We start from the raw sequence: 16,300 nt of genomic DNA, 5'->3' as shown, positions 1-16,300 counted from the left end.
CAATTGAATATGACAAACATTTACAAAAGTCTAACAGTTGCAGAAAAGTTAACGTTAACGTAAAATGTAATAATCAAGTGAAGGGAGGAAGAAACATGTATAAAATTGATGAAGTAACAAAGCAAGTCGGTTTAACAAAACGTACACTTCGTTATTATGAGGAAATTGGTTTAATTCATCCCCCAGAACGTAGTGAGGGAAATATCCGTCTGTATACGGATGAGGATATTTCCAGAATTAAAAGAATTGTAGAAGCGAAAGAAGTGCTAGGAATCACACTTCAAGAAATGCAGCATTTCTTATCACTAAAAGAAAGAATGGAGCAAAGAAGAAATAGCGAAAATCCTCGTGATCGTGAAGTGATTCAAGAAATTAAAGATATGCTTGAAAAACAAGTGCAAACGTTAGACGAAAAAATGGAGCAAATGCAACGTGTAAAGGCAGAACTAGAAGATAGTTTACATCGTGCAGTAACATTTTTAGAGAGCACAAAAGGAGAGTAATCAAAATGGAGAGCAAACAAAAACTAGGGAGATTGATTACAGTGGTGGCTACCTTCCTTGCCTTTTCGGGTATAGGAGTAGTCGACCCAATTTTGCCGATTATTGCAGAGAAAATTGGTGCATCGCATTGGCAAGTTGAAATGTTATTTACCGCTTATATTTTAACGATGGCAATTATGATGTTACCAGCTGGTATATTTGCATCGAGATTTGGTGATAAACGGATGATGACAATCGGTCTTGCGATTGTGACTGTATTTGCGTTTATATGTGGTATGTCACAAACGATTGCTCAATTATCTCTTTTCCGCGCTGGATGGGGATTAGGGAATGCGATGTTCTTCGCGACGGCGATGACTTTATTGATTGCATTAAGTAAAGAAGTTCATGAAGCAGTAGGATTATACGAAGCAGCTATCGGCTTAGGTATGGCTGGCGGACCGTTATTAGGCGGGATATTAGGTGGTCATTCTTGGCGTTATCCGTTTTTCGCGACGAGTATTTTAATTTTCTTAGCATTTATTTTAGTATTCTTTTTTGTAAAAGAACCAGAACGAAAAGTGAAGCGTAAGGCTGCTGGCGTAGGGGAATTACTTAACCTGGTGAAGTATAAACCATTTATGCAAGGTGCCATTTCAGGGATGCTATACTACTACGGATTTTTTGTCGTGTTAGCATATTCACCACTTATTATGCATTTATCAGCTATTCAATTAGGCTTTGTATTTTGCGGATGGGGACTCGCGTTAGCTTACGGTTCTGCAATTTTAGCACATAAGCTAGAAGGGAAATATGAACCCAAAACATTATTGAAGGGTAGTTTACTCGTATTTGCGATTTTCTTAATTGCACTATTCTTTGTGAAAATTATGTGGTTACAAATTACTCTTATCGTTTTATCAGGATTGGCGTCTGGCTTAAACAATGCATTATACACAAGTTATGTAATGGATATTTCACCTTATGAAAGATCTGTTACGTCAGGTGTTTATAACTTTGTTCGTTGGTTAGGTGGTGCGATTGCTCCGATTTTATCAGGAATTATCGGTCATACTGTTTCACCACAAAGTCCGTTTTTAGTAGGTGGAATTGTGGTGTTAGTTGGTTGTATTATGATCCTAATTCCAATTCGTAAACCAGTAGAAATAGAGACAAAAGCCCTTTCTTAAGAAAGGGTTTTCTTTCCTTTTACGGTGCAAACCCTTTCCGCACATATGTTAGAACCCTCTGACTAAAATATATTTTCGGTATTTTTGTCCTTTTAACTATACATTTTGGATGTTTTGTTTTATTTTTGTTAGGGGACATTAATGATGTCCCTATTATAAATTTGCATTGAAAGGCGTGATTGTACGATGGAACTATGGTTCACTGAAAAACAAACAAAACATTTTGGGATTACGGCGCGTATTAACCGCACATTACATACGGAGCAAACAGAATTCCAAAAACTTGATATGGTTGAAACGGAAGAGTTCGGAAACATGCTTATTTTAGATGGCATGGTTATGACAACAGAAAAGGACGAGTTCGTTTATCACGAAATGGTAGCGCACGTACCTTTATTTACACATCCAAACCCTGAAAACGTATTAGTTGTTGGTGGCGGTGATGGTGGTGTTATTCGTGAAGTGTTAAAACACCCAAGTGTAAAGAAAGCAACTCTTGTTGAAATCGATGGAAAAGTAATTGAGTACTCTAAACAATACTTACCATCAATTGCAGGCGCATTAGATAATGAGCGTGTAGAAGTAAAAGTAGGAGACGGTTTCCTACATATCGCAGAAAGCGAAAATGAATACGATGTAATTATGGTAGATTCTACTGAGCCAGTAGGACCAGCAGTAAACCTATTTACAAAAGGCTTCTACGCTGGAATTTCAAAAGCGTTAAAAGAAGATGGTATTTTCGTTGCACAAACGGACAACCCTTGGTTCACACCAGAGTTAATTACAACTGTGTTTAAAGACGTAAAAGAGATCTTCCCAATCACTCGTTTATACACAGCAAACATTCCAACTTACCCAAGTGGTCTTTGGACGTTCACAATTGGATCTAAAAAACATGATCCATTAGAAGTAAGTGAAGAGCGTTTCCACGAAATCGAAACGAAATACTACACAAAAGAATTACACAATGCAGCATTCGCATTACCGAAATTTGTTGGCGATTTAATTAAGTAAGAGAATTGTATCAAACAAATAAAGTGTAAGTAGCTCATTTAAGGTGTTTGTCCAGAAGACTTGAACATGCTAGCTACTTACACTTCTGTAGAGAAAATCGTCTTCTTGTTGTTAAAAAGAAGACCCGGTAAATCGAGAAAGAGGAGCAATTCGCTCCAAATTTGAGAAATAGTGAAAGGTTGGGATACCTTAAGTTCCACATAAGGAGGAAAAGAATATGCGTTTTGATGAAGCTTATTCAGGTAAAGTATTTATTAAAAGTCATCCAAGTTTTGAAGAGTCAAAGGTAGTTATTTATGGGATGCCTATGGATTGGACAGTAAGTTACCGTCCGGGATCTCGTTTTGGCCCTGCACGTATTCGTGAAGTATCAATCGGTCTTGAAGAATATAGCCCGTATTTAGATCGTGAACTAGAAGAGGTAAAATATTTTGATGCGGGTGATATCCCATTACCATTCGGAAACGCACAACGCAGCTTAGACATGATTGAAGAGTATGTATCAAAACTTTTAGATGCCGATAAGTTTCCACTAGGTCTCGGCGGTGAGCACCTAGTGTCTTGGCCAATTTTTAAGGCAATGGCAAAAAAATATCCGGATTTAGCAATCATCCACATGGATGCTCATACTGATTTACGTGAATCGTATGAAGGGGAGCCTTTATCCCACTCTACACCAATTCGTAAAGTGTGTGATTTAATTGGTCCGGAAAACGTATATTCTTTCGGAATTCGTTCTGGAATGAAGGAAGAATTTGAATGGGCGAAAGAAGTAGGTATGAACTTATACAAATTTGACGTATTAGAACCGTTAAAAGAAGTATTACCGAAACTTGCTGGCCGCCCAGTCTATGTCACAATCGACATTGATGTATTAGACCCAGCTCACGCTCCAGGAACAGGAACGTTAGAAGCTGGCGGTATCACATCTAAAGAATTATTAGATTCCATCGTAGCAATTGCAAATTCAAATATAAATGTAGTTGGAGCAGACTTGGTAGAAGTAGCTCCAGTCTACGACCATAGTGATCAAACACCAGTCGCAGCAAGCAAATTCGTGCGGGAAATGCTGCTCGGTTGGGTGAAATAAAAGTGAAGCCGACTGTTTAGGCCCGGTGGCTAAGGTTCTTTCCTGCAAAAGGCGCTTTTTGCCTCGAAGGAAGAAGCGAAGCCACCGATCATTCTAGCCGCTGCAGCTAGATAAATTAAAAGCTCTCTATATGATTAGAGGGCTCTTATTTTTTTGTTATGTGTCGGTAAGTCGATATATTAAAAAAATCGCTGATATAATTCGAGTTGCGCCGATATATTAAAAAAATCGCCGATATAATTCGAGTTGCGCTGATATATTAAAAAACCGCCGATATAATTTCATTTACTGTTACGCGACACAAAAAAGAGCTATTCCTAAACGATGGGAATAGCTCTTTTTCTTATGCAACCTTCTCTTCCGAAGTAACTCCGCGAATTTCATCAGCAGAGCGGATTGGATATTTACGGAACACAATAGATCCGATGTATCCGACAATAGTGGTAACGATTCCACATAATATAGCAGCAATTGTTACTTTTACAACGTCATTAAATCCGAATAAGACAAGAAGTCCTGGGATTGGTGATGCTGTTCCTGGTGCATTATTAACGAGCTGGAACAGAGAGGTAATAATACCAGCAAGTGCACCGCCAACGAAGTTTGTCGCATAAATTGGAATCGGATTTGCTGAAACAACATCGGCTTGTGTTAAAGGCTCGATTGCTACAGCAATTGTATCTTTCTTTGAACAAATTTTTAAGCGTTTAAAGAAAATAAAGTTCATTGGGGCTGAAGCTGCTACAGCCAGACTACCAATTGCCATTGGTAAACCTGTTAATCCAAGCATTGCAGTTAGTGCCATAGAACTCAGTGGAGAGGTAGAAATAACTGTTATTAATCCACCAAGCATAATACCCATAATGATAGGACTTTCTGTAGTTGCAACTGAAATCATAGAACCGATTTTACCAAGTGTGGCGTTAACGAGCGGATCCATAAGCATTGCCATTCCGCGTGAGATTGGTGCAGCGATAAATAGGATTGCTAAAAATTCCACACCAGCTGGTAATTTCTTTTCGAGAAATTTCACGACGAAGGCACAAACGTATCCAGCGAAAAATCCTGGTAAAATACCAAATCCACTAGTAGCGATACCAATTAAAACAGCATATACGGGGGAAACACCGATTGCTAATGCGACTAAAATCGCTGCTGCGACACCGCTCATACTACCGGAAGCTTCTCCTACTGATTGTAAAAAGTCATTATGAAACATTTCTCCACCTATATAACGGTGAAATGCTTCAATAAGAAAACTTGCAATTGCTGCATTAGCTAAAGCGCCCATCGCCTTCATTCCGTAAGGCGCACGGTAACTGAAAAGTGTAAATAGACAAAGTACAACAAGTAATAGTGCTAAACCTTGCAAGATAGCCATTTGAAAACTGTCTCCTTTGATTTTTGTAATAAAAATTCGTATCATTCAATAATAATATAAAAGTGTATGAAACGGAAAAATTTTTTCTTGGGAACTGGTTGTAAGAAAAAATCCCTTACAATAATGTAAGGAAAGTGTAAGACTTTTAGATAGAGTATAGTATGCTCTTTTCCGTATAATACAAGTATAGATATAATACTAGCGAGAAAGAAGTGCAAACAGGAGGTTCATGTATGAAATTGGTAATTAAAGTTTTAGCTGTATTCGCCATTATTCTAGGTGGAACAGCGTATTATTTGAACACAAAAACAGAAGGTGTACATGCTTTTGTAGACAACTTCTTTTCAAATAAAGAAATACAAGATTATTATGCGGTTATAGATAAAGGTGAGAAAAAAGACGGAGAATACTTGTATACTTTTAAAGGGTATACAGAAGATGGAAAGTTACAGGTTATTAAAAGAATGATGAACCGTGAATTGCATACGGGGGCGTTTATAAAAATTTATGCAAAAGGTATGCAAGGAAAAGGATGGGCTGAAATCCCGAAAGAATCCATTCCGCAAAAAGCGTTGGAAAAAATAGAAAAACCATAAAAGGAGCGACTCATTCGCTCCTTTTTTAGTACGTTAAAATAGTGACAGATGTCTTCTCTTTGTGAGAAATAATTTTTGCATGTCCACCAATTGGAAAAGTGAAAATCGGGGTTGTATGCCCGAAACTTGCGTTTGCAATGATAGGGATATGTGCAAGTTCAGGTTTTGAAGCAATCATTTCTTGAATGTCTTCTATCGTACATTCTGCACCTTTTTGCATCTTTCCTATAACGATTCCCTTTATGTATTCAAAACCTTGCTGCTGCATAAGGGAATGTAAATAACGATCAAAAGTTTTAAGAGTAGATGTTCCAGTTAAACTATCTTCTTCAATAAATAAAATTTTCTCCTTTAAATTTGGCATATATGGTGTACCTTGCAGTAAGTTAAATGTGCTCATATTGCCACCGATAATATCTCCCGTAGCTTCTCCTTCTTGAATTGAAACATATCCTTCATTTTTAATAAATTCTCGATTTTCCTGATCTATATACCAAGAATCATCGCTCCATGTTTCAGATGGAAGGACTTCAATAGGCTCATTAGAAGTTAAGCACTTTAAAAAGTAATCGGTTGTATACCCGAGCCCTTTCTCCATTCCAAACGAAGAGAAATGGGGTCCTGAATATGTAACAAGCCCTGTTTTTGCGTAAATTGCATTATTTAAGGCAGTAATATCAGAATAACCACAGAAAAATTTCGGGTTTTCACGAATTAAATCATAATCGAGATGTTTCAATAAACCATTTGAGTTGTATCCGCCAAGTGTAGTTAAAATAGCTTTTACATTAGAGTCTCGAAATGCTTCATGGAGGTCTTGAATGCGGGAAGAAATAGAGGAGGAAGCAAATCGATCTATCTCATCAGCATATTTTGAGAATGTAACTTGAAAGCCCATGTCAGTTAATCTTTTTATAGCAAGTTTTCTATTTTCATTTGAAACAATACTTAAACTACACGATGGTGAAATCACTCGTATTTCAGCACCCTTTTTTAACTTTGTTGGTATCACTACATTCACCTCTTTAATTGAAAGAATATTTAGATTTAAAAAATATTTTATCATATGAAATAAAGTAGAAGTGAATTATTTTTTGAAATGGAGTTTTCCTGATTTTTCAGCAGACAGACAGAGTCTTTTTTTGATATGATAGGAAAAGTGATTTATTATAAGTAGTATTTAATATCTATAACATTTGAAAGGTGTGCAAGACGTGGAGAAACAACTTGCAGGCTTGCCGGTACACGTTCATTTCGTAACAGAAATCCGTGAAGGGGCGAGGAAGGAAACCGTTGCTTTTGAAGCAAATGGTCAATACTATGTAAAAGGTCAAGGTACATATGTAACATTCCAGGAGCCGAACGAACAAGGCGAAGTGAAAACAATTATTAAAATTCAAGATGAACAAGTTCTCATTATGCGTTCAGGTGCTGTTTCTATGCGTCAGACGCATGTGAAAGGTGAATGGACAACTGGTACGTATACGAGTGAACTTGGTACGTTTGCATTGCAAACAAAGACTGATAACGTTCTTTTTAAATGGTCGGATGAAAAGAAAAAAGGACAACTCTTCTTAACGTACGCATTGCTTCTAAGTGAACAAGAAGCTGGCAGATATACTATTACAATTAATTTGAAGGAGGCAAAATAATGAATTCCTTAGAACAGGTAAAAGGATTGATTAAAGAAGAAATTCAGGCTGCTGTATTAAAGGCAGAATTAGCGACAGAAGAACAGATTCCAAACGTTGTATTAGAATCTCCAAAAGATAAAACAAATGGTGACTTCTCTACAAATATGGCAATGCAACTTGCACGCGTTGCGAAAAAAGCACCTCGTATGATTGCAGAAGAACTAGTTGCAAACTTCGATAAAGCAAAAGCTTCTATTGAAAAAATCGAAATCGCTGGTCCTGGTTTTATTAACTTCTATATGGATAATAGCTACTTAACAGATTTAATTCCAGCAATCGTAAACGCTGGTGAAGCTTACGGTGAAACGAATACTGGTAAAGGTGAAAAAGTACAAGTTGAGTTCGTATCTGCGAATCCAACAGGTGACCTTCACTTAGGACATGCACGAGGTGCGGCAGTAGGTGACACTTTATGTAACCTATTAGCAAAAGCAGGATACGATGTATCTCGTGAGTACTACATTAATGACGCTGGTAACCAAATTCATAACTTAGCTCTTTCTGTTGAAGCTCGTTACATGCAAGCTTTAGGCTTAGAAAAAGAAATGCCAGAAGACGGATACCATGGTGCGGATATCATTGGAATTGGTAAACGTTTAGCAGAAGAATTCGGTGATCGTTATGCGAAAGCTGATGAAAAAGAAAGCTATGAATTCTACCGTGAGTACGGTTTAAAATATGAATTAGCAAAACTTCAAAAAGACTTAGAAAGCTTCCGCGTTAAATTTGATGTATGGTTCTCAGAAACATCATTATACAAAAACGGGAAAATTGATCAAGCACTTGCTGTATTAAAAGAGCGCGACGAGATTTTTGAAGAAGACGGTGCAACTTGGTTCCGTTCAATGACTTACGGTGACGATAAAAACCGTGTATTAATTAAAAATGACGGTTCTTACACATACTTAACGCCAGATATCGCGTATCATCGTGATAAATTAGAGCGTGGTTTCGATAAGTTAATTAACATTTGGGGTGCTGACCATCACGGTTATATTCCACGTATGAAAGCTGCTATTCAAGCACTTGGTTACGATAAAGACACGCTTGAAGTAGAAATCATCCAAATGGTACAACTATACCAAAATGGTGAAAAAATGAAGATGAGTAAGCGTACGGGTAAAGCAGTTACACTTCGTGAGCTTATGGAAGAAGTAGGCGTGGACGCAATGCGTTACTTCTTCGCAATGCGTAGCGGTGACTCTCATTTAGACTTCGATATGGACTTAGCTGTATCAAAATCTAATGAAAACCCAGTATACTATGCACAATACGCTCACGCTCGCGTATGCAGCATCCTTCGCCAAGGTGAAGAATTAGGATTAGCTACAGGCGGAGACGTTAACTACAAACTTGTTACTTCTGAAAAAGAAGTAGAGTTACTGAAAAAACTTGGTGAATTCCCAGCGGTAGTTGCGGATGCAGCACAAAAACGTCTACCACACCGTATTACAAACTATGCATTTGAATTAGCAGCAACATTACACAGCTTCTACAATGCAGAAAAAGTATTAAACCAAGATAATTTAGAATTAAGTAAAGCTCGTTACGAGTTAATGAAAGCAGTACGCACTACACTTCAAAATGCATTAGCAATCGTAGGAGTATCTGCACCAGAAAAAATGTAATTAAGAAAAGCGGAAGCGGACTTTCGTTTTTAAATAAAAGGCAATCACACGATGTTGTGATTGCCTTTTTATGTGGAGATAATAAAAAAATAAAATTTTATCAAACAAAAAGGGAATTTGCGTCGTCTTATATAAATGACAGGAGGCTTATGATGGAAGAAAAGGTAGAAGAATTAATTGATATATATAAGAAGCAAATATATTCCTTATGCTATAAGTTAGCAAAGACGAAAGAAGACGCGGAAGATATTTTTCAAGAGACATGGATAAAAGTTTTTTCATCGCGGCACCAACTTTCTTACGTGGAGAATTATAAAAAATGGATTACTACAATTTGTGTTCGTACGTTTTATGATTTTTATCGTAAGAAAAAAAGGTGGAAAGATCGAATATTGGATTTGTTTCATAAAGAGGATGGTGGAGAAATAGATTTCGCAGATGATGTGAATATATCAGAAGAATTTATTCAAAAAGTGGAAGCGGAAATGATACGGGAATTTATACAGCTATTGAATGAAAAATATAAAACCGTGCTCGTACTCTACTATTATGAACAATACTCTTATAAAGAAATGAGCGAAATATTAAATACACCGATTGGTACGGTAAAGTATCGGCTTAATTATGGGAAAAAGAAAATGCGAGAACATTTGGAGGGGTTCGTTCATGAAGGAAGATAAATTTGAACAGAAAATAAAGAGCAGTTTAGCAGAAGAGATAACCCCAAGCGAAGAGCTAATAAATAACACGAAGCAGGGCGTGCGAAAGGCTCAGAAGTTAGAGAGGAAATGGATGATTTGTATTCACACCATTTGGATTGTTTTGTTAACAATTGTTATAGAACAATTTGTCACTCATTTGGATTATAAAATTCCTATGTTAATAGCCATTGTGATTATGATGCATGTATACATTCCGATATATGTTGTAATACAGTCATTTTTAAAGAAGGAGTATAAATTACATGAAAGAGTTCGCTAATCCGTTTGTACTATTTGAAGTAGCTGGAGTGACGATGTTTTTAGCTTTTATAGCACTTTTAATATGTGTTGCATCATGGGTATATACAGATGCTAAAGCACATCAAATGAGTAAAGGATGGAGTGTCTTAGCGGTTATATTTCCATTTTTTATCGGTTTTTTGTTATATATGGTAAGAAGAAGTAAAAAGAAAGTTGAAGGAGAATATAAGATGAACTTTGTTAAAAAACAGAAAGTAACATTAGTTGCGATATTGGCAAGTACAATGTTTGTATTACTTAGTGGTTTTGCTTTTGCACAAACGTTAGATGACGCGTGGAAAGCAGGAGATATATATTTAGAAAATGAGAAGCAAGGGGAGACAAGTTACGAGGCGAAATTCTCATCATGGGATATTGCCGGTAAAGATATTGAACTTCAGTATGAGAAGGACACAGAAGTGACATTTTCTTATGAGACAGATGCAAAACGAGGGAACTTATGCTTTAGCGTGTATGAAAGACGAGGAGAAGGCATAAAAGAGTTAAAGGAAATCTGTGAATCGAAAAAAGGTAGTTTTACAGTTACTTTAAAAGCAAATGAAGAGTATGTATTGAATATAAGTGGATTAAAAGTGAAAGATGGATTCGTAAAAGTGAATTGGCAAGAGAAATAAAAGGGGCCCTATAAAGGACCTCTTTTTTATTGAATAGTATAAGTAACAGAAAAACTAACAGGACTATAGTAAACGTAAGGTGCATGAAATTGAACATACATATTTCCATCTGTTTTTGCAGTGAAAATTCGGCCGTAACCATCAGAATAACGTCCAATTAGGTTATGATTTGAGTCATAAACACTGTAACTAGGAGTTTTGCTGTTAGGATGAATTGTTAGTTCTTGTCCTTTTTGAAGGAAAATAGGTTCTTGTTCAGAACTACCTCCAGTTTGCAAAGAATAAAATTTTGTAAAGCTTTGTTCTTGAGCGGCAGCAGCGACTTTTGTTTCAGGAATAAACGCAGTAGCTCCAGTAATTCCTGCTAAAGTTAATGCACCTGCTAAAATCATTTTTTTCATAATAGAAAAAGCCTCCTTATTAGTTGTAATCGGTGTTGTTACATTTAATATTGTATACGATAATGGGTAGGATAAAATATGCTTTTATGCATATATATTTTTTCTCAATAAAAGACCACTGATAAAATCAGTGGTCTTTTAAATGATTAAGCAGCTTTCTGTTCAGTTTGAGGAACAGGTTTTTGAAGCGAGTTATAAACTCCTGTTCCGATAACGTCTAATGCCATTCTCATTCGTTCAGGTGAAATGTTTTCTAATACGTTATCTTGAGGTGTATGGTATACCTTCTCAATATGATAGATTAATGGATTCCAACTATCGACACCCATCCAAATGAATAGAGCAGCAGGAATACCAGCTTCAGCAAATGGAACATGATCACTAGAACCGAATTTACCTTGTAGGACGAGGTCATTATTTAGTTGTTTACCTGCTTGCAAGGCAGCGTCTGTTACAAAGTTTGTAGAGCCATCAGGTGTCATAGCGTATAAATTCTTTGCTTTATCATAATTTGTTGCAACCATGTCGGCGTTAAAGACACCTAAAATACGGTCGCGTTCTTTCTGGGATAGACTATTCACGTAATAATCCGAACCAAGTAATCCAGTTTCTTCAGAACCAAAGGTAATAAAGCGAATTTCTTTATCAGTTTCTACATTTTGAAAAGTACGAGCTAGTTCTAATACTAATCCAGTTCCAGAAGCATTATCATTTGCGCCAGGTGCTCCGACAACACTATCATAGTGCGAGCTTACAACGACTGCTTTCTCATTACCTGTACTCTTTTTTGGTTTCTTTTTGGCGATAACATTTAGAGATGTTAATTTAGATTCATGTCTCGCTTTTAGGGAAAGAATTGTTGTCCCTTTTTTAGCGATTTCTTCTTTAAATGCATTTCCTTGCGCATAAGCAAGACCAAAGACAGGGATAGACTGCTTTTTCGTTAGGCGGGGATTGAAGGTTTGTCCATAATTTCCGCGTCCGCCAATTAAACTGTATAAAAGAACACCTTTTGCACCTTTGCTAACAGCATTTTCAACTTGTTTATTATAGTCTGTAACTGTCGTTCCTCTTTCAAATAAAACAATTTTACCGTTTACTTCATTTGGAATATCTTCTAATTTTGTCCCACCTTGAACAAAGATAAGGGGAGCTGTAACAGCTTCTGTAGAAATTAGTGAATTAGGAGCAGCACCAGCTTGCCAATTACGTTTTGTTGATAGTGGTGATTCAATGAATCCAACGTATTGATCGGGCACCTGAAATGGTTGATATTCTACGTCATAGCCCATTGATTTAAGCTGCATACCAATGTAACGAGAAGCCCATTCTTCGGATTTTGTTCCACCGGGGCGAGGACCAATTGTTTCAGATAAGAAACGAACATGTTCAATTGCGCGGTTTGGATCAATCTGTTTTGTAATAGATGGAGTTTGTGTAACCTCTGACGTGGAATCCGCTTTTGCTTGCCCAATTGGAGCTAAGCTAACAGCGAGTGATACAGCAAGCAAAGAGCTTACTATTTTTTGTTTCAATGATTTTCTCATTTTTTCCTCTCCTATTCTTCTATTCTCTGTGACTGACAAAAGAAGACGGATAATGACTTTATTTTACCTTCGAGTCTTTTATTTTTCAATATTCTGACATTGATAAATAAAAACAATATATGCATATTTGTATATTTTTGAGGAAGATATGTATGCTATCATTTTAAACGAAGGTTCGCTTTCTACTCTGAAAGCTCCTACATTGCATGAATCTAGTGTACCCAAACTTTAGATTATGTAGAGAAATGGAACCACTGTAGGGTTTCATTTCTCATGTTTGAATCAGTTGATGGTAATTATGTTTCCGCATTTCATAATTATTATCAGTGATATATGTAAGGCATCCATATGAAAATAAGAGGCTGTTCAAAGGTTTTCCGTACTTTTGGGCAGCCTCACCCCGTTAAAAGGACGATACTTTATGTATCGTCCTTTTTGTATAAAAAAACATCCAATCAATTGAGAGATTGATTAGATGTGAAAAAATTATTAATAATTTTTTTTGCGTTTTGTAGCCAAAATACTTAATAATCCAGCTAGTAGAAGAAGGATACCTACTGTTTGTGTAGGGTCTTCTTTATGACCTGTATTTGGAAGGTGTTTATCCGTATTTCGATCATCTTGCTGTTTGTTATCTGTTTTATTCGATGTTTCTTCGGAAGTTCCGTTTTCGTGTTTCTCAGATGTTTCATTGCCTTTGTTCTCTTCTTTATTTGGAGGAGTAACTGGCTTGTCATCTCCACCTGACGAAGATTCAATCTTTTTATTTGAAACTGTAATTTGTAGTGGTGTAGCTTGGGCTTTATCAATTGTAAAGTTTATTGGTGATGCATCTAATTGATAGCCTTTAGGAGCCTGTGTTTCTACTAATTGATAATTACCAGGTTTCAAATCATTTACGATTACTTTTCCGTGTTGGTCTGTTTTTAAACCTTCTCGGATGATTTTTCCATCTTGGTCTAAAATATTGAAAATGGCACCTTCAAGTGTTCCATGGTGATCAATATCAACTTTAGTTAATTCAACTGCGCCTTTAGTTAAGCTGTTAGTAGCAGTAACAGAAGCTTTAGCAGTTTGACTCTTTTCAATAGTAAACTTGATAGGATTTTGATTTAAGTCATAATGCTTAGGAGCTTTCGTTTCAATGAACTGATAATCTCCCGGACGTAAATCAGAAACAGAAATCTTCCCATCTTTATCAGTAGTTAAATCAGAACGAACATCCTTGCCGTCCATATCTACAATTTTAAAGATTGCTCCTTCAAGAGTAGTACCATCGATGTCATCAACTTTAGTTAATTCAACTGCGCCTTTAGTTAAGCTATTCGTAGCAGTAACAGAGGCGATTTTTTCTTGGCCTTTTTTAACTGTGAACTTAATAGGTGTTTTGTTTAAGTCGTAGTGTTCAGGAGCTTTTGTTTCGATAAACTCATAGTCTCCTGGCGGTAATTCATCCACAACTAAACGGCCGTTTTTATCAGTAGTTAAATCGGTACGAACATCGTGTCCATCCTTATTAACAATTTTAAATACTGCACCTTCAAGTGTTGTGTTTTGCTTGGCATCATCAACTTTAATTAACTCAACACTACCTTTCGTTAAGCTATTAATAGCTGTAACGAAGACATGCTTTGTTTGACTTCTTTCGATTGTGAACTTAATTGGTTCTTCATTTAAGTCGTAATGTTTAGGAGCTTTTGTTTCAATAAATTGATAGTCTCCTGGTTGTAAGTCTTTAGCGATGATTTTTCCGTCTTTATTGGTAACTAAATTCGTACGAATGTCGTTACCGTTCAGATCAGTAATTTTAAATACCGCACCTTCTAGCATTTCTTTCTTATCTATAGAGTCAACTTTCGTTAATTCCACGCCACCTTTTGTTAGGCCATTCTTAGCAGTAACAGAAGCGTGAGTTAGTTGACTTCTTTCGATAGTGAAGCTAATAGGTGTTTTATTTAAATCGTAATCTTTCGGAGCTTTCGTTTCAATGAATTGATAGTCTCCTGGGCGTAAGTTCGTAGCAGTAATCTTACCATCTTTATCAGTAGTTAAATCAGTGCGAACAATTTTACCTTTCGCATCGATGATGTTAAACACTGCATCAGAAAGTTTTGTATCTGGATTTATATCATCCACTTTTACTAATTCTACAGCACCTTCAGTTAAGCTATTTGTAGCAGTAACTTGGAGCTTTTCTTTTTGGCTTTTCTTAATTGTAAACTTAATAGGTGTACTATCTAATTTATAGTGTTCAGGAGCTTTCGTTTCAACAAACTGATAGTCCCCAGGACGTAAATCAGAAACAGAAATTTTTCCGTGTACATCTGTTGTAAGCTCAGTACGAATGTCGTTACCATTCAGATCAGTAATTTTAAATACCGCATCTTTAAGAGCAGTACCATCTACATCATCCACTTTAGAAAGTTCCACAGCGCCTTTCGTTAAGCTATTTGTAGCTGTAACGGAGATAGGATCAGCTTGGCTCTTTGTAATTGTGAATGGAATTGGCTCTTTGTTTAAATCGTAGTGTTTCGGAGCCGTTGTCTCGATGAATTGATAATCACCAGGACGTAGGTCGTTAATTTCGATTATTCCTTGTTCATTTGTAACAAGGTCTTTATGAACTACATCACCATTCATATTAACAATTTTAAATACTGCATCTTTAAGAACAGTGCCATCAACATCATCAACTTTAGAAAGTTTAACTGCACCCTTTGTTAAAGCATTTGTAGCAGTGACATGAAGAGTTTCAGTTTGGCTCTTTTTAATTGTAAATACGATAGGTTTTTTATCTAAATCGTAATGTTCAGGAGCAATTGTTTCAACGAATTGATACGTACCAGGACGTAGGTTTTCAACAACAATTTTACCTTCATCATTTGTTTTTAAGTCTTCTTTAACTAGCTCTCCGTCTGCATCTAATAAATTAAATACGGCGTTAGCAAGTTTTGTATTTATATCAATATCGTCAATCTTTGTTAGTTCAACGCTACCGTTTTTCAAAGCATTTTTGCCTGTAACATTGATTTCTTTCGTTTGACTTCTTTCAATTGTAAATGGAATCGTTGTTTCATCTAATACATAGTGCTCAGGAGCTTTTGTTTCAATGAACTGATAGTCTCCAGGGCGTAAATCAGAAACAGAAATTTTACCGTTTTTATCTGTAACAAGATTCGTATGAACTTCCTTACCATTCATATCCACAATCTTAAAGATTGCACCTTCGAGCATCGTACGATCGATGTCGTCAATTTTTGTTAATGTTACTGCACCTTTCTTTAAACTGTTAGTAGCAGTAACAGTAATATTCTCTTTTTGACTTTTTTCGATAGTGAACGGAATAGGGTCTTTGCTTAAGGTATAGTCTTTTGGAGCTTTTACTTCAATAAATTGATAGTCTCCAGGACGTAAATCAGAAGCAGAAATTTTACCGTTTTTATCAGTCGTTAAACCTTTGCGAATTACCTTTTTAGTATCATGAGCGTCAACGATTATAAATTCTGCACCTTCAAGAATAGTGCCATCAACATCATCAACTTTTGTTAAAGTGACGCCACCTGTAAGTAAACTATTTTTGTAACTACTCAGCTTCTTCAAATAAAAAAACAGGCCAAATACATGTTTCCGATTCGAAAACA

General features: G+C 36.3%; 14 protein-coding genes and 1 pseudogene. 10 read left to right on the top strand and 5 right to left on the bottom strand.

Translation table 11 applies throughout. From position 1 onward, the window contains the following. Positions 1-95: 95 nt before the first annotated feature. The 4 genes from MHH55_RS27595 to speB all read left to right on the top strand — a co-directional run bounded on the left by MHH55_RS27595 (position 96) and on the right by speB (position 3,776). Positions 96-503: a MerR family transcriptional regulator gene (locus tag MHH55_RS27595; protein ID WP_000276577.1), complete on the top strand. Its 408-nt coding sequence runs from the start codon at positions 96-98 to the stop codon at positions 501-503. 5 nt (positions 504-508) lie between these two features. Further along, a complete protein-coding gene (locus MHH55_RS27590; RefSeq protein WP_000444228.1) occupies positions 509-1,672 on the top strand; it encodes an MFS transporter in 1,164 nt (387 codons plus the stop codon). Between the two features lie 186 nt (positions 1,673-1,858). Beyond that, positions 1,859-2,686: a polyamine aminopropyltransferase gene (speE, locus tag MHH55_RS27585; RefSeq protein WP_000424696.1), complete on the top strand. Its 828-nt coding sequence runs from the start codon at positions 1,859-1,861 to the stop codon at positions 2,684-2,686. Positions 2,687-2,903: 217 nt separating this feature from the next. Next, the gene (gene speB, locus MHH55_RS27580) at positions 2,904-3,776 is read left to right on the top strand and encodes an agmatinase (protein ID WP_001209831.1); all 873 of its coding nucleotides are present in this window, start codon (positions 2,904-2,906) and stop codon (positions 3,774-3,776) included. 343 nt (positions 3,777-4,119) lie between these two features. Here speB and MHH55_RS27575 read toward each other — a convergent pair whose 3' ends face one another. Then, the gene (locus MHH55_RS27575; protein WP_000996319.1) at positions 4,120-5,157 is read right to left on the bottom strand and encodes a PTS sugar transporter subunit IIC; all 1,038 of its coding nucleotides are present in this window, start codon (positions 5,155-5,157) and stop codon (positions 4,120-4,122) included. Positions 5,158-5,390: 233 nt separating this feature from the next. On the opposite strand from MHH55_RS27575, the gene MHH55_RS27570 reads away from it, so the two are divergent. Continuing rightward, on the top strand, positions 5,391-5,753 hold the full coding sequence (locus tag MHH55_RS27570) for a YxeA family protein (protein ID WP_000779921.1): 363 nt from the start codon (positions 5,391-5,393) through the stop codon (positions 5,751-5,753). 25 nt (positions 5,754-5,778) lie between these two features. On the opposite strand, the gene MHH55_RS27565 is transcribed toward MHH55_RS27570, so the two are convergent. After that, a complete protein-coding gene (locus MHH55_RS27565) occupies positions 5,779-6,765 on the bottom strand; it encodes a S66 family peptidase (protein WP_071740964.1) in 987 nt (328 codons plus the stop codon). A 202-nt stretch (positions 6,766-6,967) separates the two neighbouring features. Here MHH55_RS27565 and MHH55_RS27560 point away from each other — a divergent pair, with 202 nt between their 5' ends. The 5 genes from MHH55_RS27560 to MHH55_RS27540 all read left to right on the top strand — a co-directional run bounded on the left by MHH55_RS27560 (position 6,968) and on the right by MHH55_RS27540 (position 10,711). Then, positions 6,968-7,405, top strand: coding sequence for a DUF1934 domain-containing protein (locus MHH55_RS27560; RefSeq protein WP_000414867.1), 438 nt, complete (start codon positions 6,968-6,970; stop codon positions 7,403-7,405). Further along, positions 7,405-9,075 (top strand): arginine--tRNA ligase, encoded by a 1,671-nt coding sequence (gene argS, locus MHH55_RS27555; protein ID WP_071740963.1) that lies wholly within the window; start codon positions 7,405-7,407, stop codon positions 9,073-9,075. Before MHH55_RS27560 ends, argS begins: the two co-directional genes overlap by 1 nt. A gap of 152 nt (positions 9,076-9,227) precedes the next feature. Further along, positions 9,228-9,755, top strand: a complete 528-nt coding sequence (locus MHH55_RS27550; RefSeq protein ID WP_071740962.1) for an RNA polymerase sigma factor — start codon at positions 9,228-9,230, stop codon at positions 9,753-9,755. Further along, positions 9,742-10,056: a hypothetical protein gene (locus tag MHH55_RS27545; protein ID WP_000656685.1), complete on the top strand. Its 315-nt coding sequence runs from the start codon at positions 9,742-9,744 to the stop codon at positions 10,054-10,056. Before MHH55_RS27550 ends, MHH55_RS27545 begins: the two co-directional genes overlap by 14 nt. Further along, positions 10,040-10,711, top strand: a complete 672-nt coding sequence (locus MHH55_RS27540; protein WP_071740960.1) for an anti-sigma factor — start codon at positions 10,040-10,042, stop codon at positions 10,709-10,711. The genes MHH55_RS27545 and MHH55_RS27540 overlap by 17 nt, the downstream gene beginning before the upstream one ends. Before the next feature lie 26 nt (positions 10,712-10,737). Here the strand turns inward: MHH55_RS27540 and MHH55_RS27535 are convergent, their stop codons facing one another. The 3 genes and pseudogenes from MHH55_RS27535 to MHH55_RS27525 form a co-directional block, all read right to left on the bottom strand. Next, positions 10,738-11,112, bottom strand: a complete 375-nt coding sequence (locus MHH55_RS27535; RefSeq protein WP_000738221.1) for a hypothetical protein — start codon at positions 11,110-11,112, stop codon at positions 10,738-10,740. Between the two features lie 146 nt (positions 11,113-11,258). Further along, positions 11,259-12,659: a M28 family metallopeptidase gene (locus tag MHH55_RS27530; protein WP_071740959.1), complete on the bottom strand. Its 1,401-nt coding sequence runs from the start codon at positions 12,657-12,659 to the stop codon at positions 11,259-11,261. Positions 12,660-13,148: 489 nt separating this feature from the next. After that, positions 13,149-16,238, bottom strand: a pseudogene (locus MHH55_RS27525) (SpaA isopeptide-forming pilin-related protein); the annotation flags it as partial. Between the last annotated feature and the right edge of the window lie 62 nt (positions 16,239-16,300).

It is taken from the genome of Bacillus sp. FSL K6-2944 (assembly GCF_038005385.1).
Taxonomy (GTDB): domain Bacteria; phylum Bacillota; class Bacilli; order Bacillales; family Bacillaceae_G; genus Bacillus_A; species Bacillus_A cereus.
The sequence above is the reverse complement of the archived record's forward strand: the minus strand, read 5'-3'. Positions and strand labels throughout refer to the sequence as shown.

Excerpts from the sequence above, each read along its gene's own strand:
- speB (WP_001209831.1), top strand. The coding sequence starts at position 2,904 with ATGCGTTTTGATGAAGCTTATTCAGGTAAAGTATTTATTAAAAGTCAT.
- speE (WP_000424696.1), top strand. The coding sequence starts at position 1,859 with ATGGAACTATGGTTCACTGAAAAACAAACAAAACATTTTGGGATTACG.
- MHH55_RS27535 (WP_000738221.1), bottom strand. The coding sequence starts at position 11,112 with ATGAAAAAAATGATTTTAGCAGGTGCATTAACTTTAGCAGGAATTACT.
- MHH55_RS27570 (WP_000779921.1), top strand. The coding sequence starts at position 5,391 with ATGAAATTGGTAATTAAAGTTTTAGCTGTATTCGCCATTATTCTAGGT.
- argS (WP_071740963.1), top strand. The coding sequence starts at position 7,405 with ATGAATTCCTTAGAACAGGTAAAAGGATTGATTAAAGAAGAAATTCAG.
- MHH55_RS27545 (WP_000656685.1), top strand. The coding sequence starts at position 9,742 with ATGAAGGAAGATAAATTTGAACAGAAAATAAAGAGCAGTTTAGCAGAA.
- MHH55_RS27590 (WP_000444228.1), top strand. The coding sequence starts at position 509 with ATGGAGAGCAAACAAAAACTAGGGAGATTGATTACAGTGGTGGCTACC.
- MHH55_RS27530 (WP_071740959.1), bottom strand. The coding sequence starts at position 12,659 with ATGAGAAAATCATTGAAACAAAAAATAGTAAGCTCTTTGCTTGCTGTA.
- MHH55_RS27540 (WP_071740960.1), top strand. The coding sequence starts at position 10,040 with ATGAAAGAGTTCGCTAATCCGTTTGTACTATTTGAAGTAGCTGGAGTG.
- MHH55_RS27575 (WP_000996319.1), bottom strand. The coding sequence starts at position 5,157 with ATGGCTATCTTGCAAGGTTTAGCACTATTACTTGTTGTACTTTGTCTA.
- MHH55_RS27595 (WP_000276577.1), top strand. The coding sequence starts at position 96 with ATGTATAAAATTGATGAAGTAACAAAGCAAGTCGGTTTAACAAAACGT.
- MHH55_RS27550 (WP_071740962.1), top strand. The coding sequence starts at position 9,228 with ATGGAAGAAAAGGTAGAAGAATTAATTGATATATATAAGAAGCAAATA.